The 20,092-nt window shown below is 68.1% G+C and carries 24 protein-coding genes and 4 tRNA genes; 12 read left to right on the top strand and 16 right to left on the bottom strand.

Going from position 1 to position 20,092, the window contains the following annotated elements; all coding sequences use genetic code 11:
* The 12 genes from IB228_RS05915 to IB228_RS05970 form a co-directional block, all read right to left on the bottom strand.
* Positions 1–370: GTP-binding protein (locus IB228_RS05915; protein ID WP_192197874.1), on the bottom strand; the 370-nt coding region annotated here is incomplete at its 3' end.
* 45 nt (positions 371–415) lie between these two features.
* Positions 416–491 (bottom strand) — tRNA-Thr (locus tag IB228_RS05920).
* Between the two features lie 52 nt (positions 492–543).
* Positions 544–617: transfer RNA gene (locus IB228_RS05925), tRNA-Gly, on the bottom strand.
* Between the two features lie 37 nt (positions 618–654).
* Positions 655–740: transfer RNA gene (locus IB228_RS05930), tRNA-Tyr, on the bottom strand.
* Positions 741–850: 110 nt separating this feature from the next.
* The gene (ychF, locus tag IB228_RS05935) at positions 851–1,942 is read right to left on the bottom strand and encodes a redox-regulated ATPase YchF (RefSeq protein ID WP_192197875.1); all 1,092 of its coding nucleotides are present in this window, start codon (positions 1,940–1,942) and stop codon (positions 851–853) included.
* Between the two features lie 71 nt (positions 1,943–2,013).
* Positions 2,014–2,595: an aminoacyl-tRNA hydrolase gene (pth, locus tag IB228_RS05940; protein ID WP_192197876.1), complete on the bottom strand. Its 582-nt coding sequence runs from the start codon at positions 2,593–2,595 to the stop codon at positions 2,014–2,016.
* Between the two features lie 53 nt (positions 2,596–2,648).
* Positions 2,649–3,275 carry a 50S ribosomal protein L25/general stress protein Ctc gene (locus tag IB228_RS05945; RefSeq protein WP_183638704.1) on the bottom strand — a complete coding sequence of 209 codons (627 nt, stop codon included), beginning with the start codon at positions 3,273–3,275 and terminating at the stop codon, positions 2,649–2,651.
* 151 nt (positions 3,276–3,426) lie between these two features.
* A complete protein-coding gene (locus tag IB228_RS05950) occupies positions 3,427–4,386 on the bottom strand; it encodes a ribose-phosphate diphosphokinase (protein ID WP_141455864.1) in 960 nt (319 codons plus the stop codon).
* 81 nt (positions 4,387–4,467) lie between these two features.
* Positions 4,468–4,543: transfer RNA gene (locus tag IB228_RS05955), tRNA-Gln, on the bottom strand.
* 5 nt (positions 4,544–4,548) lie between these two features.
* Entirely contained in the window at positions 4,549–5,418 is an 870-nt protein-coding gene (gene ispE, locus IB228_RS05960; protein WP_192197877.1) for a 4-(cytidine 5'-diphospho)-2-C-methyl-D-erythritol kinase, read from the bottom strand.
* Positions 5,415–6,056 carry a lipoprotein insertase outer membrane protein LolB gene (gene lolB / locus IB228_RS05965; RefSeq protein WP_192197878.1) on the bottom strand — a complete coding sequence of 214 codons (642 nt, stop codon included), beginning with the start codon at positions 6,054–6,056 and terminating at the stop codon, positions 5,415–5,417. Before lolB ends, ispE begins: the two co-directional genes overlap by 4 nt.
* Positions 6,053–7,720 (bottom strand): tetratricopeptide repeat protein, encoded by a 1,668-nt coding sequence (locus IB228_RS05970; protein ID WP_192197879.1) that lies wholly within the window; start codon positions 7,718–7,720, stop codon positions 6,053–6,055. The genes lolB and IB228_RS05970 overlap by 4 nt, the downstream gene beginning before the upstream one ends.
* 67 nt (positions 7,721–7,787) lie before the next feature.
* Here IB228_RS05970 and hemA point away from each other — a divergent pair, with 67 nt between their 5' ends.
* The 7 genes from hemA to IB228_RS06005 all read left to right on the top strand — a co-directional run bounded on the left by hemA (position 7,788) and on the right by IB228_RS06005 (position 13,163).
* A complete protein-coding gene (hemA, locus tag IB228_RS05975; protein ID WP_183638712.1) occupies positions 7,788–9,068 on the top strand; it encodes a glutamyl-tRNA reductase in 1,281 nt (426 codons plus the stop codon).
* Positions 9,046–10,131: a peptide chain release factor 1 gene (gene prfA / locus IB228_RS05980; protein ID WP_192197880.1), complete on the top strand. Its 1,086-nt coding sequence runs from the start codon at positions 9,046–9,048 to the stop codon at positions 10,129–10,131. The genes hemA and prfA overlap by 23 nt, the downstream gene beginning before the upstream one ends.
* On the top strand, positions 10,128–10,580 hold the full coding sequence (locus IB228_RS05985; protein ID WP_192197881.1) for a GNAT family N-acetyltransferase: 453 nt from the start codon (positions 10,128–10,130) through the stop codon (positions 10,578–10,580). The genes prfA and IB228_RS05985 overlap by 4 nt, the downstream gene beginning before the upstream one ends.
* Positions 10,581–10,681: 101 nt before the next feature.
* The gene (gene moaB / locus IB228_RS05990; protein WP_183638718.1) at positions 10,682–11,200 is read left to right on the top strand and encodes a molybdenum cofactor biosynthesis protein B; all 519 of its coding nucleotides are present in this window, start codon (positions 10,682–10,684) and stop codon (positions 11,198–11,200) included.
* 14 nt (positions 11,201–11,214) lie between these two features.
* Positions 11,215–11,565, top strand: coding sequence for a helix-turn-helix domain-containing protein (locus IB228_RS05995; protein ID WP_183638720.1), 351 nt, complete (start codon positions 11,215–11,217; stop codon positions 11,563–11,565).
* Positions 11,562–12,338, top strand: a complete 777-nt coding sequence (gene ppk2, locus IB228_RS06000) for a polyphosphate kinase 2 (RefSeq protein ID WP_192197882.1) — start codon at positions 11,562–11,564, stop codon at positions 12,336–12,338. The genes IB228_RS05995 and ppk2 overlap by 4 nt, the downstream gene beginning before the upstream one ends.
* 132 nt (positions 12,339–12,470) lie before the next feature.
* Positions 12,471–13,163 (top strand): hypothetical protein, encoded by a 693-nt coding sequence (locus IB228_RS06005; protein WP_192197883.1) that lies wholly within the window; start codon positions 12,471–12,473, stop codon positions 13,161–13,163.
* 86 nt (positions 13,164–13,249) lie between these two features.
* Here IB228_RS06005 and IB228_RS06010 read toward each other — a convergent pair whose 3' ends face one another.
* The 3 genes from IB228_RS06010 to IB228_RS06020 are packed head-to-tail and all read right to left on the bottom strand — an operon-like array spanning position 13,250 to position 15,365.
* Positions 13,250–13,516 (bottom strand): acylphosphatase, encoded by a 267-nt coding sequence (locus IB228_RS06010; protein ID WP_192197884.1) that lies wholly within the window; start codon positions 13,514–13,516, stop codon positions 13,250–13,252.
* Positions 13,516–14,091, bottom strand: a complete 576-nt coding sequence (locus IB228_RS06015) for a TlpA disulfide reductase family protein (protein ID WP_192197885.1) — start codon at positions 14,089–14,091, stop codon at positions 13,516–13,518. Before IB228_RS06015 ends, IB228_RS06010 begins: the two co-directional genes overlap by 1 nt.
* Positions 14,088–15,365, bottom strand: coding sequence for a YihY family inner membrane protein (locus IB228_RS06020; protein ID WP_183641165.1), 1,278 nt, complete (start codon positions 15,363–15,365; stop codon positions 14,088–14,090). The genes IB228_RS06015 and IB228_RS06020 overlap by 4 nt, the downstream gene beginning before the upstream one ends.
* 91 nt (positions 15,366–15,456) lie before the next feature.
* Here IB228_RS06020 and wrbA point away from each other — a divergent pair, with 91 nt between their 5' ends.
* Genes wrbA through IB228_RS06040 form a run of 4 tightly spaced genes read left to right on the top strand, consistent with a single transcriptional unit; the run spans position 15,457 to position 17,654 of the window.
* Positions 15,457–16,056: an NAD(P)H:quinone oxidoreductase gene (gene wrbA, locus IB228_RS06025; RefSeq protein WP_183638729.1), complete on the top strand. Its 600-nt coding sequence runs from the start codon at positions 15,457–15,459 to the stop codon at positions 16,054–16,056.
* Positions 16,053–16,391 (top strand): DUF2069 domain-containing protein, encoded by a 339-nt coding sequence (locus tag IB228_RS06030; protein WP_192197886.1) that lies wholly within the window; start codon positions 16,053–16,055, stop codon positions 16,389–16,391. Before wrbA ends, IB228_RS06030 begins: the two co-directional genes overlap by 4 nt.
* A complete protein-coding gene (locus tag IB228_RS06035) occupies positions 16,388–17,167 on the top strand; it encodes a hypothetical protein (protein ID WP_192197887.1) in 780 nt (259 codons plus the stop codon). The genes IB228_RS06030 and IB228_RS06035 overlap by 4 nt, the downstream gene beginning before the upstream one ends.
* A 1-nt stretch (position 17,168) precedes the next feature.
* Positions 17,169–17,654: an asparaginase domain-containing protein gene (locus tag IB228_RS06040; RefSeq protein ID WP_183638736.1), complete on the top strand. Its 486-nt coding sequence runs from the start codon at positions 17,169–17,171 to the stop codon at positions 17,652–17,654.
* 24 nt (positions 17,655–17,678) lie between these two features.
* Here IB228_RS06040 and IB228_RS06045 read toward each other — a convergent pair whose 3' ends face one another.
* On the bottom strand, positions 17,679–19,067 hold the full coding sequence (locus IB228_RS06045; RefSeq protein ID WP_183638738.1) for a PLP-dependent aminotransferase family protein: 1,389 nt from the start codon (positions 19,065–19,067) through the stop codon (positions 17,679–17,681).
* Positions 19,068–19,192: 125 nt separating this feature from the next.
* On the opposite strand from IB228_RS06045, the gene IB228_RS06050 reads away from it, so the two are divergent.
* Complete coding sequence (locus IB228_RS06050) at positions 19,193–20,056, top strand: DMT family transporter (RefSeq protein ID WP_192197888.1); 864 nt, start codon at positions 19,193–19,195, stop codon at positions 20,054–20,056.
* The last annotated feature ends 36 nt before the right edge of the window (positions 20,057–20,092 follow it).

Below are 20,092 nucleotides of genomic sequence, written 5' to 3' on the forward strand. Positions count from 1 at the left end.
GCGACAGCAGGATGTGCTCGCGCGTCTGCGGCATCGGGCCGTCCGCGGCCGAGCACACCAGAATCGCGCCGTCCATCTGCGCCGCACCGGTAATCATGTTCTTCACGTAGTCCGCGTGACCCGGGCAATCCACGTGCGCGTAGTGGCGCGTCGGGCTTTCGTATTCCACGTGCGCCGTCGAAATCGTGATGCCGCGAGCCTTCTCTTCCGGCGCCGCGTCAATCGCGTCGTACGCCTTGAACTCGCCGCCAAAGCGCTCGGCACCCACCTTCGTCAGCGCCGCCGTCAGCGTCGTCTTGCCGTGGTCAACGTGACCAATCGTGCCCACGTTCACGTGCGGCTTGGTGCGTTCGAATTTACCCTTTGCCATGGCTGCTTCTTCTCGAGGTGGATCGTTGAAATGGAGTTGGAAAGGTGGTGCTCACGAATGGAATCGAACCATCGACCTCCTCCTTACCAAGGAGGTGCTCTACCGACTGAGCTACGTGAGCGTGAAACTGTTTGTCGCTTCGGTTACCGCAGGTCCCGCGCTGGGCGTTCAAGTGGAGCGGGAGACGGGAATCGAACCCGCACCATCAGCTTGGAAGGCTGAGGTTCTACCGTTGAACTACTCCCGCGCCGGGAGACCACTACAACACAAAACAACTCAAATTTTGGTGGAGGGAGGTGGATTCGAACCACCGAAGGCGTAAGCCAGCAGATTTACAGTCTGCCCCCGTTGGCCGCTTGGGTATCCCTCCGTAGCCACCCGGAAGAGCCGGCCGGAGGGGCCAAATCAAACCGGGGTGAAACAGCCAGCGATTTTGGCCTGAAGCAGACTGGCTGTCAACGCGAAACGCCAACTTTTTTATCAGACGTTGAAGCGGAAGTGCAGCACGTCGCCTTCCTGCACCCGGTATTCCTTGCCTTCCAGGCGCAGCCGGCCGGCGTCGCGCGCGCCCGCCTCACCCTTGTACTTGATGAAATCGTCGAAGGCGATGGTCTCGGCGCGGATGAAGCCCTTCTCGAAATCGGTATGGATGACCGCCGCCGCCTGGGGCGCGGTGGCCCCGGCCTTGACCGTCCAGGCCCGGACTTCCTTGACCCCGGCGGTGAAGTAGGTCTGCAGGCCGAGCAGCTTGTAGGCCGCGCGGATCACCCGGTTGAGGCCTGGTTCGTCCAGACCGAGGTCGGCCAGGAAGGTGTCGCGATCGGCGTTGTCCAGTTGGGCCAGCTCTTCCTCGATGGCGGCCGAGACCGGCACCACCTCGGCGCCCTCGGTGGCGGCGCGGGCACGCACGGCCTCCAGGTGCGGGTTGTTCTCGAAGCCGTCCTCCAGCACGTTGGCCACGTACATCACCGGCTTGAGGGTCAGCAGGAACAGGTCGCGGACCAGCGCCCGCTCCTCCTCGTCCAGGCCCAGCGCGCGGCCCGGCTGGCCTTCACTCAGGCCGGCATGCAGCTTCTGCAGGACCGGTTTGCGGGCGATGGCATCCTTTTCGCCGGCCTTGGCCGAACGTTCGGCGCGGTTGAGCGCTTTTTCGACGCTATCCAGGTCGGCCAGCGCCAGTTCGGTGTCGATGGTCTCGATATCGGCGATGGGATCCACCTTGCCGGACACATGGACGATGTCGCCGTGCTCGAAGCAACGCACCACGTGGGTGATCGCGTCCACCTCGCGGATGTGGGCCAGGAACTTGTTGCCCAGGCCCTCGCCGCTAGCCGCGCCGGCCACCAGCCCGGCGATGTCGACGAACTCGACCGCGGTCGGCAGCACTTTCTGCGGCTTGACGATTTCGGCCAGCTGGTTCAGTCGCGGATCCGGTACCGGCACCACGCCGACATTCGGCTCGATGGTGCAGAACGGAAAATTGGCCGCGGCGATGCCCGCCTTGGTCAGCGCGTTGAACAGGGTCGACTTGCCCACGTTGGGCAGGCCGACGATGCCGCATTTGATGCCCATAAATATCCGGGATTGGGAATTCGGGATTCGGGATTCGAAAAGCGCTTTTCCGAATCCCGAATCCCCAATGCCTAATCCCTGCTCGTGTGCAGCCGCTTCATGGCCTCGTTGAAATCGCCCTGCACGGCCAGCGGGAGTACGTCGATGGCGTCGTCGATGGCGCGGCCGATCAGGATTTCGTCGTCCTTGCCCGGCTTGCCCAGCACCCAGCCGGTCACCTTGTCCTTGTGGCCGGGATGGCCGATGCCGATGCGCAGGCGGTGGAACTTGCCGTGCCCCAGCAACTGGAGGGTGTCGCGCAGGCCGTTCTGGCCGCCGTGGCCGCCATCGAACTTCAGCCGCGCCACGCCGGGCGCCAGGTCCAGTTCGTCGTGGGCCAGCAGCGCCTCTTCCGGCGCAATCTTCCAATAGCGCAGGGCGGCGGTCACCGATTTGCCGCTCAGGTTCATGTAGGTGGCCGGCTTGAGCAGCCAGACTGGCTGGCCGGCGACCACGACCTTGGCGGTTTCACCGAACAGCTTGCTTTCCAGGCCGAACCGCACGCCCTGTGCCTCGGCCAGGGTGTCGACAAAACGGAACCCGGCGTTGTGCCGGGTTCTGGCGTGCTCGGCACCGGGATTGCCCAGTCCGACGATGAGACGAAGACCTGTCATCGCAGTGCCTCACGCCGGTGCGCCCGCTGACGCGGACGCACCGTGGCGCAAGATTACTTCTCTTCCTTCTCGGCGCCTTCGGCCGGAGCCTCGGCTTCTTCCTTGCCGTGCTTGGCGATCACGACAGCGACGTCGTGTTCCTTGCCCAGCTTCAGTTCCGGGATTTCCACGCCGGCCGGCAGCTTGATCTCCGACAGGTGCACGACGGCGCCCACGGCCAGGTTCGACAGGTCGAGCTCGATGAACTCCGGCAGATCCTTCGGCAGGCACTCGACCACGACTTCGTTCAGTTCGTGGGTCACGACCACGTCGGCCGACTTGCCGGCGGGCGAGGTGTCCTGGTTGATGAAGTGCAGCGGCACCGCGGTGCGCAGGGTCTCGTTCTCGTTCACGCGCTGGAAGTCCAGGTGCATGATCTGCTGCTTGTACGGGTGACGCTGCATGTCACGCAGCAGCACCTTCTGGATGTCGCCATTGAGGCTCAGGTCCAGGATCGAGGAATAGAACCAGTCGTGCTGGCTGGCCAGCCAGACTTCGTTGTGGTTCAGCTGGATGCTGACCGGCTTGAGTTCGCCACCGTAGACGATGGCGGGAACGTTGCCGGCGTGACGCAGGCGGCGGCTCGCACCCTTACCCTCGTCTTCGCGGCGCTGGACCTTGATTTCGTGTGTCTTTGCCATGTTTGCTAACTACCTAGGTTGATGAACCGCCTCGCGGCGGCCTTGAAGACTCCCCCGCGACCAGGAGAGCCGTTTGAATGCCGGGATTTGGCATTCGGGATTCGGGATTCGCAAACGCCAATCCCGAATCCCCAATCACGAATCCCGGCCGTCAATCCACATACAGCGAGCTCACCGACTCGCCAAAGGCGATGCGGCGGACCGTTTCGGCCAGCAGTTCCGCCACGCTGAGCTGGCGGATGCGGCCGCACGCCTTCGCTTCCGGCGAAAGCGGGATGGTGTCGGTGACGACCAGTTCGTCCAGCACCGACTTGTTCAGGTTGTCCACCGCCGGGCCCGAGAGCACGGCGTGGGTGCAGTACGCGGCCACCTTCTTGGCGCCTCGCGACTTCAGCGCTGCGGCAGCGGCGCACAGGGTGCCGGCGGTGTCGACGATGTCGTCCACCAGCACGCAGTCCTTGCCGTCCACGTCACCGATGATGTTCATCACGGTGGCGACATTGGCGCGCGGACGGCGCTTGTCGATGATGGCCAGGTCGGCATCGTCCAGGCGCTTGGCGACGGCGCGCGCGCGCACCACGCCGCCCACGTCGGGCGAGACCACGATCAGGTTGTCGGTGCCGTAGGCGCGCCAGATGTCGGCCAGCAGCAGCGGCGAGGCGTACACGTTGTCGACCGGGATATCGAAGAAGCCCTGGATCTGGTCGGCGTGCAGGTCCACCGTCAGCACCCGATCGGTACCGACCGCGCTGAACATCTTGGCCGCCACCTTGGCGGTGATCGGCACGCGCGAGGAACGCAGGCGGCGATCCTGGCGCGAGTAGCCGAAGTACGGCACCACCGCGGTGACGCTGGCGGCCGAGGCGCGCTTGAGCGCGTCGATCAGCACCAGCAGTTCCATCAGGTTTTCCGCGGCCGGGGCGCAGGTGGGCTGGACCACGAACACTTCCTGCCGGCGGACGTTCTCCTCGATTTCCACCTGCACTTCGCCGTCGGAGAAGCGCGACACCAGCGCCTTGCCCGGACGCACGCCCAGTTCGCGGCAGATGCTGTCGGCCAGCGGCTTGTTGGCGTTGCCGGAGAAGACAAGCAGGTTGCGGTCGTCTTGCATTTTTCTCTCTCGGCGTGGCTTCTGGCGGCGGCGGGAAGTCGCGGCGCAGTCCCTCGCGGGCGCTGCAGGAAAACCGCGGATTGGCAGGGGCGGAAGGATTCGAACCTACGAATGCCGGGATCAAAACCCGGTGCCTTAACCACTTGGCGACGCCCCTAGGCGTTAGGTTTCCGATTCGAGCGCATCCTGCAGCGGCGAGCGCGGCGCGCCCGGCGCCAGCCAGGCCCGCAGGCCGGACAGTTCCGCCAGCGCCGCTTCCGCCTGGGTCCGCTGGGCGAACTCGACGAAGCAACCGCTGCCGGATCCGGTCAGCCGCGGCGTGCCGATACGCGCCAAGGCCTGGAACACGGCCTCGATGGCGGGTTCCCGGCGGCGCAGTACCGGCTCGAACGCATTGCCGAGCAGGTGTCCCGAAACGAAGTCCGACATTTTCGCGGGTGGCGCGTTTCGCGTCAAATCAGGGGCCTGGAAAAGTGCCGCGGTGGGGACATGGACGCCGGGGTCGGCCAGCACGTACCAGGCCGGAGGCAGGGCGATGGGGGTGAGCTGTTCACCGACGCCCTCGGCCCAGGCGTTGTGCCCGCGGACGAACACCGGTACGTCCGCGCCCAGCCGCAGGCCCAGCGCCGCCAGTCGCTCCACCGGCAGGCCGGTACCCCAGAGCCGGTTGAGCACGACCAGCACCGTCGCCGCGTCGGACGAGCCGCCGCCAAAGCCACCGCCGGCTGGAATGCGCTTTTCAACGGAGATGTCCGCTCCTTGCGCGCAATTGGCCTCTTCTTTTAGCAAGTTAGCCGCGCGCACCAACAGGTCATCGGCCTCGGCCACGCCGGGAACGGAAGCTCCCACCCGGCGGATCGCGCCATCCGGCCGCACCCGCAGGTGCACGGTGTCGCCCCAATCCAGGATCCGGAACACCGACTGCAGCAGGTGATAGCCGTCCGGTCGGCGGCCGGTGATGTGGAGGAACAGGTTCAGCTTGGCCGGTGCGGGCCAGGCCGACCAGCCGTCCTCCGGAGAGGATGCCGTCACGGCGCGGCCCCGAGATCCCAGCGATCCACGATCAGGCGGACCCGGGCCTGGCCGCGCTCGGCCTCGATTCGCCGGGGCATCGCGGGCTGAGCGCCGGCGGCCGGCAGCCAGTCGGTGTAGCGGATGGTCCAGCCAGCCTGGCGCAACGCCTGCAGCTGGCCCTCGGGACCGAACTCCGGGCTGCCCTGCCCGCTCAGGCCGCGCGCCCATTCCGAGAGGGTCTGCACCGGAATGTCCCAGCCGGTGGCTTCGCGCAGCAGCAGATCGGCGTCTTCGCCCTGGCGGGGGCCGCCTTCCAGCCCTTCCAGCCGCGCGCCGTCGGCGTCGGCGCTGAGGCGCCAGCTCTGGCGGGTGACCGGGGCGCTCAACGAAGCGGTGTACTGCGCGCCCTGCTGGCGCCAGTCGAGCCGGCCGCTGCCGCCCTTGCCGGCCTGGCTGACCGCCACCCGCGCCTCGAATCCCCATTCCGGTTGCCCGCGCAACCACGCTTCGCGGGTGGCCTGGCGCGCCTGCGCGGCGGCCACGTCCTCGGGATCATCCAGTGGTGGCGGCGCGGATTTGCGACCACCCCCGCTGGCGCAGGCGGCCAGCATCAACACACAGGCCGCCAGCAGCGGGCCACGCCAGTTCCACTTCATGCTCCGGTCTTCTCCAGCGCCCGCTGCAGCGAGCGGTTTTCAGGGTCGAGCTTGCGCGCCTCGTCGAAATACTTGCGCGCCTCGTCCTTCTGCCCCATCACCCACAGCACTTCGCCGACGTGCGCGGCGATCTCGGGATCCTTCTGCAGGGTGAAGGCACGGCGCAGTTGCACCAGCGCTTCCGGCAACCGTCCCAGCCGGTACAGCACCCAGCCATAGCTGTCGATGATGGCGGCGTTCTCCGGCTCGGCCACGCGCGCGCGATCAATCAGCTCCAGCGCTTCCCGGTAGCGCTGGGTGCGATCGGCCAGGGTGTAGCCGAGTGCGTTGAGGGTGGCGGTGTTCTCCGGATCGATGACCAGGATCTTGCGGAAATCGGCCTCTGCGCGATCGATCCGATCCCGCCGTTCCCAGGCCAGGCCGCGCGCATAGAGGACCTCGATGTCGTCCGGATAGGCCGCCAGGCCGCGCGCGAACACATCCAGCTCGCCGTTGTCGTCCCCGTTCTTCTGGCGCAGCTCGGCTTCCAGCAGATAGGCATTGCGGCGGGCGTCGTCGTCGGCCGAGGCGTCGCCCTGCAGGGTGCGCAGTTCCTGGAACGCCTGGGCCTTGTCGTCCAGTTCGTAGAGGGTGTTGGCGGCGCGCAGGCGCGCCTCGGAACGGGCGCTGCCGGCCGGCACGCTGCGGTACCAGTCCAGCGCTTCCTGCGGACGCTTGAGGAACTCGGCCATCTGTCCCAGCAGCAACCGCCGGCCGCCGTCGGGCTGGCTGGCCTCGCGGCGCAGTTCGTCGTACAGCGCGGTCAGCGCGGTGGTGTTGTCGGCCTTGGCCAGCAGGGAGGCCCGCAGCGCGTAGCTCTGATCGTCCTGCGGCCCCTTCGCCAGGGTGGCCGCCGCGGCCACCGAATCCCCCAGCGCCTCGTACTCGGCCGCCACTGCCAATCGCAGTTCGGGCTTTTCCAGTACGTCCGGTCCCAGCCCGCCCAGCACCTTGCGCGCCTCGGCTTCGTCACCGGACCGCCGCAGCTGGGCCGCGTGCAGCAGCACCACGCGCGGCTCCTGCGGGAAGCGGTCCACCACGCTGCCGACGATCCGGCGCGACAGTTCCGGCTGCTCCAGCTGCTGGGCCAATCCGGCGAACGCCAGCCAGGCCTGCAACTGGGCGGGAATGGTGTTGCCGTCGACCAGTTCGCCCAGCAGTTTCGCCGGCAGCTCCGGATCCTTGCCGCCGCTGCCCAGCGCGGTCAGCGCGTAGCGCCAGCCCATCTCGTCGGGCGAGGCCATCAGCGTGCCCAGTTCCCGGCGGGCTGCGCGGGCGTCGCCCCGGCGCAGCGCCAGGGTGGCTTCGGCACCGCGCATGGCCAGCGACTTCGGCGCGCGGGCGCGCCACAGCTTGAGCGCCTCGGTGGCGCCGGCGTCGTCGTTGGAAAGCAGGGCGATGCGGGTGGCACGCTCGGCCAGCCCGGCATCCTCGGTGGCGCGGGCCGCTTCCAGGTACCAGCGGGAGGCTTCCGACAGCTGCCCGGTCTGGAGCGCGAACTCGCCCGCCATCACCGTGGTGAGGGCATCGTCCCGCGCCGGCGGCGCCTTGCGCGAGGCCAACGCGGGGCCGGACAGGGCCAACAGCAAGGAAAGCACCAGGCTGAGACGCAATATTGCGGGCATGAGACTCACGTGGGCCGTAAAATAGCGGCCACTTACCAGCCAGCAGCTTAGCGCAAGCACCTGAACGATGACGTTGTGGGTCCTCGGACTGAATCACCAGACCGCGCCGGTCGAACTGCGCGAACGCGTGGCGTTCGACGCTGGCGCGTTGCCGTCGGCGCTGTCCGCGTTGCGCGCCCTGCCGCAGGTCGAGGAAGCCGCGCTGCTGTCCACCTGCAACCGCACCGAGCTGTACGCGGTGGCCCATGACGGGCAGGTGCTGGCGAACTGGCTGGCGACCCATGCCGACGGGCTGGAAGCCTATCTCTACCGCCATCGCGACGCCGACGCCGTGCGCCACCTGTTCCGGGTCGCGACCGGGCTGGACTCGATGGTGCTCGGTGAACCGCAGATCCTCGGCCAGGTGAAGGACGCCTGGGCCAACGCGCGCGAGCACGGCGCGCTGGGCAGTCGCCTGGACCGGCTGTTCCAGCAAACCTTCGCGGTGGCCAAGCGCGCCCGCACCGACACCCGCGTGGGCGCCAATCCGGTGTCGGTAGCCTCCACCGCGGTGCGCCTGGCGCAGGATTCGTTCGCCCGCCTCAGCGACTCGACCGTGCTGCTGGTCGGCGCCGGCGAAACCATCGAGCTGGCGGCCAAGCACCTCAGTGAAGGCCGGGTGCGGCGGCTGCTGATCGCCAACCGGACGCTTGCCCACGCGCAGGAACTGGCCAGCCGGCACGGCGGCTACGCCCTGCCGCTGGGCGAACTGGAACGCCACCTGGCCGAGGCCGACGTGGTGTTTTCGGCGACCGCCGCGCGCGAGCCAATCCTGCTCCGCGCGCATGTTGAACAGGCGCTCGCGCGCCGCCGGCACAAGCCGATGCTGCTGTTCGATCTGGCGGTCCCGCGCGACATCGCCGCCGACGTGGCCGAGCTCAACGACGCCTACCTGTACACGGTCGACGATCTGGAGCGCGCGGTGGAAGACAACCGCCGCAGCCGCCGCGAGGCCGCCGACGCCGCCGAGGCGATCATCGAACTGCAGGTCGCCCGCTTCGTGGAAACCCTGCATGCCAGCAGCCGCCAGGAGCCGCTCAAGCGCCTGCGCGCGCATGGCGAGCAGGCACGCGACGACGTGCTGGCCAAGGCCCGCCAGCAACTCTCCAACGGTCGCGATCCGGACGCGGTGCTGGAATTCCTGGCCCACTCGCTGACCAACCGGCTGTTGCATCCGCCGACCGCCGCGCTACGCGAGGCCGCGCTGACCGGCGACGCCGAGTTGGCGCGCGCCGCCGATCGCCTGTTCCCGGAAAAGGCGCCCTACTCCCATCCCAAGAAACCCGATGACGCCGACGCTGCGCCGTAAACTCGAAGCGCTGGCCGAACGCCGCGAGGAACTGGAACGCCTGCTGGCCGACCCCGGCGTGGCCGGCGACAACGATCGCTTCCGCAACTATTCGCGCGAGTTCGCACAACTGGAACCGGTGGCGCTGGCGCTGGCGGAGGAAGCCAAGGCCAAGCGCGACCTGGCCTCGGCCGAGGCGATGCGCGGGGATCCGGACCTGGGCGATCTGGCGGAAGAGGAAATCGCCGTCGCGCGCGCGCGCCTGGCCGAGCTGGAAGACGAACTGTCGCTGCTGCTGGTGCCGCGCGACAACCGCGACGACGGCAACCTGTTCCTGGAAGTGCGCGCCGGTACCGGCGGCGACGAGGCGGCGATCTTCGCCGGCGATCTGTTCCGCATGTACGCGCGCTACGCCGAGCGCCAGGGCTGGCGGGTGGAGATCGAGTCCGACAATCCCGGCGAGCATGGCGGCTACAAGGAAATCGTGGCCAAGGTCAGCGGGCGCGGCGCGTTCTCGCGGCTCAAGTTCGAATCCGGCACCCATCGCGTGCAGCGCGTGCCCGAAACCGAATCGCAGGGCCGCATCCATACCTCGGCGGCCACCGTGGCGATCATCCCCGACGTGGACGAGGTCGAGGACATCGCGATCAATCCGGCGGATCTGCGGATCGACACCTTCCGCTCTTCCGGCGCCGGCGGCCAGCACGTCAACAAGACCGAATCGGCCATCCGCATCACCCACGTGCCTTCCGGCGTGGTGGTCGAGTGCCAGACCGAGCGCAGCCAGCACGCCAACCGCGACAAGGCGATGAAGCGGCTGAAGGCGCAACTGCTCGACGCCGAGCGCAGCAAGCAGCAGGCCGCCCAGGCCGCCTCGCGGCGGTTGCAGGTCGGCAGCGGCGACCGCAGCCAGCGCATCCGCACCTACAATTTCCCGCAGGGCCGGATCACCGATCACCGGGTCGAGGGCCTGACCCTGTACGATCTGCCCAACATCATGGAAGGCGATCTGGATCCGCTGGTGGATCGCCTGACCCGCGAATACCAGGCCGACGAACTGGCCCGACTGACGGAGGCGGCATGAGCATCACGGTACGACGCGCGACCCTGGCCGACGCGGGCGCGATCGCGCCACTGTTCGATCTGTACCGGCAGTTCTACGAGCAGGCCCCGGACGCCACGCTGGCGTCGACGTTCATCCACGAGCGGCTGGCGCGAGAGGAGTCGGTGATCTTCGTCGCCGAGGACGGCGGACGCCTGCGCGGATTCACCCAGTTGTTTCCTTCGTTCTCCTCCGTGCGCGCGGTACGCGTCTGGGTGCTCAACGACCTTTACGTCGTCCGCGAGGCCCGCCGCCAGGGCGTGGCGCGGGCGTTGCTGGACGCTGCGGCGGCATTCGGCCGGGATTCGGGTGCCGCGCGCCTGGAGCTGGAAACCGATCATGACAACCGCACCGCCCAGGCGCTGTACCGGCACCTGGGTTGGGAGCCGTACGACGGCACCCTGCGGTTCCGCCTTCCGCTGGATGCCTGAGGCCTTTTGCGGCGCGGATACCGCCGCGATGGCGGGGGGCGCGTGCCGGTCGTGAACGGGCACCATTGAAAGCCGCGCCGGCCAGCCCTTACGCTGCCGGCATGAGCCATGCCAACGACTTCCTGCCCCTGCGCCTTGCCCTGCTGACCGTCTCCGACAGCCGTACCCTGGCCGAGGACGGCAGCGGCGACTACCTCGCCAACGCCGCCACCGACGCCGGCCACCGGATCGCCGAGCGCAGCCTGCTTCCGGACGACCGCTACCAGCTGCGTGCACTGGTTTCGCGCTGGATCGCGGATCCGGAGGTGGACGGCATCCTCGTCACCGGCGGCACCGGCTTCACCGGCCGCGATTCCACGCCGGAAGCCCTGCTGCCGCTGCTCGACAAGGAGATGCCGGGCTTCGGCGAGTTGTTCCGCGCGATCAGCTTCGAGGAAATCGGGACCTCCTCGTTGCAGTCGCGCGCCTTCGCCGGATTGGCCAACGGCACCTTCCTGTTCTGCCTGCCCGGCTCCACCTCGGCCTGCCGCACGGCCTGGGAACGCATCATCTCCGCGCAACTCGACGCCCGCACCCGGCCCTGCAACCTCGCCACCCTGCGGCCCCGCCTCAAGGAATGACTACAGGAACGGCCATGTCCATCGACGCCACCCTGCGCATGCTCGCCAAGGCCAGCGGACTCAGCGCCGCCGACATCGCCACCGCCATTCCCCGGGTCGGCGCCGCGACCGTCCGATCGTGGATGAGCGGCGACAAGCTGCCCGGCAAGGATCAGCTGGCCGCCCTCGCCCGCACGTTCGGCGTGCCGGCGGGCGCGTTGCTGGCGGAACTGGCCACCCAGCTGGATCCGGCGCGCACGCGCGGCGAACACGATCTCCTGGCCGCGTACCGCGAACTGAATTCCCGCCAGCAGGGCGCGCTGCTGGAAGTGGCGCGCGGCATGGCCGGCACGTCCCGCCAGAACCGCCGGAAGAAGGCCCCATGAAAGAACTCAAGCGCAAGGAATACGAACAGTTGCTCAAGCCGTTGCAACTGGAACTGGCGGCGATGGCACGCTGGGCCGCGCACGCGGGCGCGCGCATCGTGGTGCTGATGGAAGGCCGCGATACCGCCGGCAAGGGCGGTGCCATCAACGCCATCCGCGAACACCTCAATCCGCGCCAGTGCCATGTGGCCGCACTGCCCAAACCCGGTGAACGCGAAAGTACCCAGTGGTACCTGCAACGTTACATCGCACACCTGCCGGCGGCGGGTGAAATCGTGCTGTTCGATCGCAGCTGGTACAACCGCGCCGGGGTGGAAAAGGTGATGGGCTTCTGCACCGCCACCGAATACCGCCGGTTCCTGGCCCAGGTCCCGATCTTCGAGAAGCTGCTGGTGGACGACGGCATCCTGTTGTTCAAGTACTGGCTGGCGGTGGATCAGTCGCGCCAGGAGGAGCGCTTCGCCGAACGCGCCGAGGAACCGCTCAAGAGCTGGAAGCTCTCGCCCATCGATCTGAAGGCGCGCGAGAAATACGCCGACTACACCGCCGCCCGCGAAGCGATGCTCAAAGCCACGCACACCACCGACGCGCCGTGGACGCTGGTCGACTTCAACGATCAGCGACGCGGACGGCTGACCCTGATCCGGGATCTGCTGGATCGCCTGCCAGACACCCAGGTGCCGCTGGAGACCTTCGGCCTTCCGCCGTTGAAGGGCAAACCGCAGAAAGAGAAGTACGGCGTGCTCAAGCCGATCGCGCCGTTTCCGATCTGATCCGCGCGCTCGTTCCGCGCGGCTGAACGTTTCCCATGTGGAATGTGAGTTACGTGACCTGTTTCACTGCCGATTCAGTCCGTTCTCCCAAGACTCGCCGCACCTGAATCACATCCGCCAATGGAGTGCCCCATGAACACCATCCGCCATTCCAGACCGCTGCTGGCGCTGTGCGCCGGCCTACTGCTCGCCACCGCTTCGGCCGCGAATGCGCAGGTGGTCGGCTACAACTTCCGCACGGGCGATGCGTGGGTCGACACCCGCCTGATCGAGATCAACGACTACGGTTCGCGCTACCGCGAGCCCTTCATCGACGAGATGACCGGCTACTACGGTGCACCGCGCTCGCTGGTGACGGACCTGTTCGGCCGGCGCTGGTCGGCGGGCGACATCTACTACGCCTGCGCCATCGCGCACATCCTGCGCCTGCCCTGCATCGATGTCGTCCATGAGTACGAGCGCAATCCCGGCCAGGGCTGGGGCGCCATCGCCAAGCGCATGGGCATCAAGCCCGGCTCGTCGCAGTTCCATGCGCTGAAGAACGGCTTCTCGCGCACCTATGACCGCTGGGGCTATCCGGTCGCGGTGGATCGCAACGTGCATGTCGACTGGTCCAAGCATGGTCCGGGCAAGGGCAAGCCGGCGAATGCCGGCAACGGCAACGGCGGCGGCAAGAGCTCGCGTCCGGCGCAGGGCAACGGCCACGCGGCCTCCGACAAGGGACGCGGCGGCGAACACGGTCCTCCGGCGCAGGGCGGCGGCGGCAAGGGCAAGGGACAAGGACAGGGTGGCAAGGACAAGGGCAACGGCCAGGGCAAGAAGTAAGCCGGACCGAACCGACGCAAACGAAAGAGGCGGCCACCTGGCCGCCTCTTTTTTGTTTGCGAACGCGTTTGTTTGCGGGACGCGCTTCAGCCGACTTCGAATCCCGGCGGCACCGGCGCAGTCCACGGCGAGCGTTCCACCCGCTCGACCCGTGCCTGCGGTGGGCCATGGTGCAGCCAACCCGCCAGCGTTTCGATGGCCTCCGGCTCGCCGGCCACGATCACTTCCACGCGCCCGTCCGGCAGGTTCCGCGCCATCCCCGCCAGACCCAGCCGGCGTGCCTGTTCGCGGGTGGAGGCGCGGAAGAACACGCCCTGCACCTTGCCTTCGATCAGGAAGCGGACCGCGTCCATCAGCCCGGCTTGCCCGCCGACTGCGCCATCAGGGCTTCCAGATCACGCGCGGTGACCGGGCCGGCGAACGCCTTGGCCACCTTGCCTTCGGGCGAGATCAAATAGGTGGTGGGCAAGCCGCGCGGTGTCGCGAAATCGGCCGGCGGCGCCATCACGTCGAGTATGGCGATCGGATAGACCACCGGGTGTTCCTTCAGGAACGCCTGCATGTCGGCGGGGGTGATGTCCTCGTAGGCCAGGCCGATGACCTGCACGTCCTCGCGCATCGCATCCAGCGCCGACAGTTCCGGCATCTCCTTCAGGCAGGGCGCGCACCAGGTGGCCCAGAAGTTGACCACCACCCATTTGCCGCGCTGCGCGGACAGTTCGAACCGTCCGCCATCGATGGTATCGACCGCCAGTGTCGGCAGATCGGCGGTGGTTTCCCGGATCTGCATGCCGTTGCCGGCATCGGCCGCGGGCGCTTCCGCGGCCGGTTTTGGTTCACCGGTCGCAGCGGGGGCGGCCGGCGTCGAAGGCTTGCAGCCGGCCAGCGCCAGCGTGCCCGCCAGCAGGATTGTCAGCACCACTCTCATCGATTGTCCTCGTTGGAATCCAGATAGATGTCGCTGACCCGGCGCTTGAGCAGTTCGCGCAGCGGCACCCGCAATTCGTCCAGCGTGCGGCGCGCGGCGATGCCGAGCGAATCGTCGCGACACGGCAGGTGCGCCTCGGCGATCGGAATGCGCAACTGGCACGCCTCGTAGAGCTCGGCCAGGGTCATGTCGTCCAGATCCCGCGCCAGCAACCATTCGCCCTCCTCCGCCCGCCGCAGCAGGTTGATGTCGGCCAACTGGCCGAGCATCTGCTGGATCAGCGAATCGGTCAGCATCGGCTCCAGCGCCAGGATCTGGTCGCTGTGCAGGCCCTGGCCCTGCGCGCGGGCTTCGTTGAAGCGGCCCAGCATGCGCAGCAGCCCATAGATTTCGTAGCCGAGCGGCAGCCGCATCGATACCGGCTGGTAGCGGAAGGCCGCCATCGCCGACGCCAGCGACGCCCCCATCAGGATCGCCACCCAGCACAGGTAGATCCACATCAGCAGGATCGGTACCGCGGCGAACGTGCTGTAGATCTTCTGATAGGTATTGAAGCTGCCCAGGTACAGGCCCAGGCCCCACTTCACCAGTTCCAGCAGGACGGTGGCGAGCAAAGCGCCGGCCATCGCATAGCGCAGCTTGATGGTCCGGTGCGGCACCACGCGGTAGATCATGGTGATGGCGGCGAACTCGATCAGCAGCGGCGCCAGCGTCAGCACGAAGGTGCGCAGCACCTGGCCCTCGCTGGTCGCGAACAGCGGCAGGGCGAAGAAGCGGGCCGACATCGCCAGCGACGCCGCCGCCACCAGTGCGCCCAGGGTCAGCACCGTCCAGTACACCAGGAAACGGCCGAACTTCGGCCGCGACGAGGCCACCCGCCAGATCCGGTTGAAGGTCGCCTCGACGCTGTTGAGCGTGATCAGCAGTGAAATCACCAGCACGATCACGCCGACCGCGGTGAGCTGGCCCGCGCTGGCGGAGAACTGCTTGATGTAGATCTCCGCCGAACGCGCCGCATTGGGCACGAAGTTGGAGAAGATGTAGTCGCTGAGCTGGTCGCTCCAGCGATCGAACACCGGGAAGGCCGACAGCACCCCGAACACCACCATCGCCAGCGGCACCAGCGCGAACAGGGTGGTGTAGGCCAGCGATGCCGCCGCCTGGAACAGCCGATCGTCGAGGAAACGCTTGGCCAAGAAACGGAAGAAGGTACCGGCGCGCGCGCGGTCGCGCAGGCGGTCGGTCCAGCGATTGACGGAATCCAGTGGCTCCATGACGCCGAAAGGGTAACCGATGCGTCCGCGACGCGACATCGCCGCGTTCCCCGGGGGATACTAGGCGGCCCTGACGCGAATGGACCGATGCATGGCCGAGATCCTGGTGCTCTACTACAGCCGCGGCGGATCGGTGGCCCGCCTGGCCCGGCAGATCGCGCGCGGCATCGGCGAGGTCGAGGGCATGGCGGCGCGCCTGCGCACGGTGCCGCCCGTGGCGCCGGTGACCCAGCAGGCCGCGCCTCCGGTCCCCGAGGAAGGCGCGCCCTACGTGGAAGCGCGCGACCTGGCCGAATGCGCCGGCCTCATCCTCGGCAGCCCCACCCGCTTCGGCAACATGGCCGCCCCGCTCAAGCATTTCATCGACGGCCTGGGCGCGGAATGGGCCAGCGGCACCCTCGTCGACAAACCCGCCGCGGTGTTCACTTCCACCGCCACCCAGCACGGCGGCCAGGAATCGACCCTGCTGTCGATGCAGTTGCCGCTGCTGCACCATGGCTGCGTGCTGGTCGGGATTCCGTTCACCGAGACATTGCTGAGCACCACCCGCACCGGCGGTTCGCCCTACGGCGCCAGCCACGTGGCCGGCGGCAGCGACGACCCCGTGCTCAGCGACGATGAAGCCGCGCTGGCGCGCGCGCTCGGCCGTCGCGTGGCCGATGTCGCACGCCGGCTGGAGGGCCAGCGATGACGCGTCCGCGCATCCCGTCCGCGCTGATGCTGCTGGCACTGTCGGCGCTGTACGCACTGTGGTTCCGCGGTGACCGCCACTATCAGGCGGTGCTGCTGGTGTTCTGCCTGCCGCCGTTCCTGCTGTCGCTGGGGCATTTCCTGCGCCGGCCGCGGGCGCCGTTCTGGGCGGGGGTGTTCGCCCTGTTCTGGTTCGCCCATGCGGTCATGGTCGCGTGGTCGCGGCCGGCCGAGGCGGGTTATGCGTGGGGCGGCATCGTGTTGTCGGTGGGCATCGTGCTGGCCACCAGCTGGCCGGCGCTGCGCGCCCGCTTCGGCCGCAGGGCCGCGCCGTGATCACGCGCGGCGGACAAGGCGGCCTGCTGCGCTGGGCGGCGTTGTTTCTGCTGCCGCTGTGCGCGGCCTCGCCCGCGCTCGCCGATGAAGACGGCAACGAATGCCGACCTCGCGAACAGGGTGTCACCCAGGCGGACGGCTCGCGCCTGCGCCTGGCGGTTCGATGCGATGCGGCTGGTGCCGATGGCACGGTGTCGCCGGCCCGCTACGAGGTGGCGATTGCCGCTCCGGGCGGCTCGCGGTTCCAGCCGGCGCTGACGCTGGGAACCGACGCCATGGAAGAACCCCTGCGCGACGTCGACCTGATCGACATCGATCAGGACGGCTTCTTCGAAGTGGAAGCACGCGGCATGTGTGGAGCCGGCCCGAACTGCCTGGGCGATCTCTATCGCCAGGATCCGGCGACCGGCAAACTCTTCCATTTCTTCAGCGGCGGCTACGCGGACCTGCGCGTACTCGACGGCCACCTGGTCGAATCCGGGCGCGCCAGCTGCTGCGCCTGGGAATACCACGCCTGGCCGCTGGGCGGTCCGCCGCGCCTGCGCGACTACGACAACATGGCGCTGATGATCACCATTGGCGCCGATATCGCGAGCGAGGACGGGGATGCGCCCGCCCGCTGCACCTTCAGCCGCAGGAACGGCGATAATTGGCGGGTTGTCGCGCCCCCGGGCGCGGCGTGGCTGGCGCTGTGCGAGGTGTACGGCGACGACTACCACCTGGTCACCCCCGAAGAAGCGCGCGCCGCGGAAGCCGCGACCGCGCAGGAGCCCTGAGATGGAAGAACTTCTGATCGTCACCACCGGCGGCACGATCGACAAGATCTATTTCGACGACAAGTCCGATTACCAGATCGGCGATCCACAGATCGGCCAGATCCTGAAGGAACTCGGGGTGGCGTTCCGCTTCACCGTCATCCCGATCATCCGCAAGGACTCGCTGCACATCACCGACGAGGACCGCGAACTGATCCGCGCCACCGTCGCCGCGCAGCCGGCCCGCCACGTGCTGATCACCCACGGCACCGACTCGATGGTGCAGACCGGCCATGTGCTCAAGTCCATTCCGGACAAGACCATCGTGATGACCGGCGCGCTCAATCCGGCCCGCTTTCGCGGCTCGGACGCGGAGTTCAACATCGGCTGCGCGGTCGGCGCGGTGCAGTCGCTGCCGCCGGGCGTCTACATCGCCATGAACGGCCGCATCTGGGATCCGGCCAAAGTCCGCAAGAACGTCGCCGCCAACCGTTTCGAAGCGGCCTGATCGGGGCCGCGTGGCAACGCACCGCTAGCCTGCCAGCGCGCGCTTCAGCGCGGCATGGATCCGCGGGTCCAGCGACTGCGCGGCGTTGAAGCGCATGAAGCGCCCCGCCTCCGGCGACTGGCTGAAGGCATTGCCGGGCGCCAGCACCATGCCGTCCTTCAGGCAGTCGCGGGCCAGTTGCGCCGCATCGACGCCGGCCGGCAGCCGGCACCACAGGAACATGCCGGCCTGCGGCGTCAGCCACGGCGTGATGCCGACTTCACCCAGCTTCGCGATGATCCGCCCGCGCGCATCGGCCAGGCGCAACCGCACGCCCTCCATGTGCCGGCGATAGCCGCTGTCGGTCAGCGCCGCCAGCAGGACATCGGCGGCCAGCCGGCTGCCGCCGAAACCGGTGGCGAGCTTGAGGTCGGCCAGCGCGTCGAGCCAGTCCGGGCGCGCGGCGATGAAGCCGCAGCGCAGCGACGCCGAAAGGGTCTTGGAGAAGCTGCCGATCTGGATCACCCGCGACAGGCCGTCGAACGCGGCCAGCCGCGGCGCCGGAGCGGTTTCGAAATCGGCGAAGATGTCGTCCTCGACGATCACCAGGTTCGACATCTCCGCCAGCTTCAGCAATCGGTGCGCGACCACCGGCGACAGCACCGCGCCGGTCGGGTTGTGCAGTCCCGAATTGGTGATGTAGAGCCGGGGCGCCTGCGCCTGCAGGGCGGTGGCGAATGCTTCCAGATCCGGCCCGGCGGGCGTGTATGGCACGCCGACCACCTTGACCCGGTGCGCCTTCAGCAACGCGTGGAAATTGAAGTAGCAGGGATCGTCGACCAGCACGGTGTCGCCGGGTTCGAGCAGGAAGCGCGCAATCAGATCGATGGCATGGGTGCCCGAATCGGTCAGCATGATCTGATCCGGTGACGCCTCCACCCCGTTGCCCGCCAGTCGCCGCGCCAGCAGTTGCCGCAGTGCCGGCGCACCGAGCGGGGTGGCGTAGTCGGCCAGCGACACCGTGTCGGCCCGCGCTACCGCGCGCAGCGCGCGGCGCATGCCCGATTCGTACATCCACGCCGCCGGCAGCCAGCCGCAGCCAGGCTTGAGCATCGCCGCGTCGGTTTCCAGCGACTGACGCGAAATCCACATCGGATCCACTTCCCGGTCGAGCCGCGGCCCCATCCGCGCCAGCGCCAGCGGCGCGACGGGTCCGGCGACATAAAAGCCCGAACCCGGCCGCGAACCGATGACGCCCTCGGCGGCCAAGCGCTCGTAGGCTTCCACCACGGTGGACACCGAGACCTGCATCGCCTTCGCCTGCGCGCGCACCGAAGGCAACCGCGTGCCAGGCCCATAGGCGCGCGCGGCGATCCGCGCCCGAATGGCCGCCATCACCTGATCGATGCGGGTACTGCCCGACTGCCGGCCCATCGCGCTCCCTCCTCTCAACCGTACGGCCCAACAAGGCATAACAGTTACTTGCAACTGTACTGGATTGTATCTGGGGATGACGGCGCCGGCATGGTCCACTGGCCGCATTCCCCGAGAGTCAGGCAATGGACAAGGCGAGCAGCGGCTGGATCAACGGTTTCATCGGCGTGGTGATCTTCGCCGGCTCGCTGCCGGCCACCCGGGTGGCGGTGCTGGATCTGGATCCGGTGTTCCTGACCGCCGCCCGCGCCGCGATCGCCGGCCTGCTCGCGCTGCTGCTGCTGCGGGCGTTCCGCCAGCCGCGCCCGGATCGGACCGACCTGCCCTCGCTGGCGGTGGTGGTGCTGGGCGTGGTGGTCGGCTATCCGCTGCTGAGCGCGCTCGCCCTGCAACACGTGTCTTCGGCGCACACGATCGTGTTCGTCGGCCTGTTGCCGCTGAGCACCGCGATCTTCGGGGTGATCCGCGGCGGCGAGCGTCCGCGACCGGTGTTCTGGCTGTTCTCGGTGCTGGGCAGTCTGTGCGTGGCCGGCTATGCGCTCATGCACGATGCGGAAGCCTCTTGGGCCGGCGATCTGCTGATGGTGGCCGCGATTCTCGTCTGCGGCCTGGGCTATGCCGAGGGCGCGCGGCTGTCCCGCCGGCTCGGCGGCTGGCAGGTGATCTGCTGGGCGCTGGCTTTGTCGCTGCCGGTGGTTCTGCCCATCACGTTCGCGTCGCGACCGGATTCCTTTGCCCCGGTGGGTACGCCGGCCTGGATCGGGCTGGCCTACGTTTCGCTCTTCAGCATGCTGATCGGCTTCGTGTTCTGGTATCGCGGGCTGGTGCAGGGCGGCATCGCCGCGGTCGGGCAGCTGCAACTGCTGCAGCCGTTCTTCGGGCTCGCCCTGGCCGCGCTGCTGCTCGGCGAAGCGGTAAGCTGGACGATGCTCGCGGTAACCCTGGGCGTGGTCGCCTGCGTGGCGGGCGCGAAGAAGTTCGCGACCTGACCGCCATGGCGATTCCAGCAAACGAAAAAGGCCGGG

This window comes from Pseudoxanthomonas sp. PXM04 (assembly GCF_014851695.1).
Classification (GTDB): Bacteria; Pseudomonadota; Gammaproteobacteria; order Xanthomonadales; family Xanthomonadaceae; genus Pseudoxanthomonas_A; species Pseudoxanthomonas_A beigongshangi.

Excerpts from the sequence above, each read along its gene's own strand:
- wrbA (WP_183638729.1), top strand. The coding sequence starts at position 15,457 with ATGGCCGAGATCCTGGTGCTCTACTACAGCCGCGGCGGATCGGTGGCC.
- IB228_RS05945 (WP_183638704.1), bottom strand. The coding sequence starts at position 3,275 with ATGGCAAAGACACACGAAATCAAGGTCCAGCGCCGCGAAGACGAGGGT.
- IB228_RS06005 (WP_192197883.1), top strand. The coding sequence starts at position 12,471 with ATGAACACCATCCGCCATTCCAGACCGCTGCTGGCGCTGTGCGCCGGC.
- pth (WP_192197876.1), bottom strand. The coding sequence starts at position 2,595 with ATGACAGGTCTTCGTCTCATCGTCGGACTGGGCAATCCCGGTGCCGAG.
- IB228_RS06010 (WP_192197884.1), bottom strand. The coding sequence starts at position 13,516 with ATGGACGCGGTCCGCTTCCTGATCGAAGGCAAGGTGCAGGGCGTGTTC.
- IB228_RS06020 (WP_183641165.1), bottom strand. The coding sequence starts at position 15,365 with ATGGAGCCACTGGATTCCGTCAATCGCTGGACCGACCGCCTGCGCGAC.
- IB228_RS06015 (WP_192197885.1), bottom strand. The coding sequence starts at position 14,091 with ATGAGAGTGGTGCTGACAATCCTGCTGGCGGGCACGCTGGCGCTGGCC.
- ychF (WP_192197875.1), bottom strand. The coding sequence starts at position 1,942 with ATGGGCATCAAATGCGGCATCGTCGGCCTGCCCAACGTGGGCAAGTCG.
- moaB (WP_183638718.1), top strand. The coding sequence starts at position 10,682 with ATGAGCCATGCCAACGACTTCCTGCCCCTGCGCCTTGCCCTGCTGACC.
- IB228_RS06050 (WP_192197888.1), top strand. The coding sequence starts at position 19,193 with ATGGACAAGGCGAGCAGCGGCTGGATCAACGGTTTCATCGGCGTGGTG.
- hemA (WP_183638712.1), top strand. The coding sequence starts at position 7,788 with ATGACGTTGTGGGTCCTCGGACTGAATCACCAGACCGCGCCGGTCGAA.
- prfA (WP_192197880.1), top strand. The coding sequence starts at position 9,046 with ATGACGCCGACGCTGCGCCGTAAACTCGAAGCGCTGGCCGAACGCCGC.
- IB228_RS06045 (WP_183638738.1), bottom strand. The coding sequence starts at position 19,067 with ATGGGCCGGCAGTCGGGCAGTACCCGCATCGATCAGGTGATGGCGGCC.
- IB228_RS06030 (WP_192197886.1), top strand. The coding sequence starts at position 16,053 with ATGACGCGTCCGCGCATCCCGTCCGCGCTGATGCTGCTGGCACTGTCG.
- lolB (WP_192197878.1), bottom strand. The coding sequence starts at position 6,056 with ATGAAGTGGAACTGGCGTGGCCCGCTGCTGGCGGCCTGTGTGTTGATG.
- IB228_RS06040 (WP_183638736.1), top strand. The coding sequence starts at position 17,169 with ATGGAAGAACTTCTGATCGTCACCACCGGCGGCACGATCGACAAGATC.
- IB228_RS05995 (WP_183638720.1), top strand. The coding sequence starts at position 11,215 with ATGTCCATCGACGCCACCCTGCGCATGCTCGCCAAGGCCAGCGGACTC.
- ppk2 (WP_192197882.1), top strand. The coding sequence starts at position 11,562 with ATGAAAGAACTCAAGCGCAAGGAATACGAACAGTTGCTCAAGCCGTTG.
- IB228_RS05950 (WP_141455864.1), bottom strand. The coding sequence starts at position 4,386 with ATGCAAGACGACCGCAACCTGCTTGTCTTCTCCGGCAACGCCAACAAG.
- IB228_RS05970 (WP_192197879.1), bottom strand. The coding sequence starts at position 7,720 with ATGCCCGCAATATTGCGTCTCAGCCTGGTGCTTTCCTTGCTGTTGGCC.
- IB228_RS05985 (WP_192197881.1), top strand. The coding sequence starts at position 10,128 with ATGAGCATCACGGTACGACGCGCGACCCTGGCCGACGCGGGCGCGATC.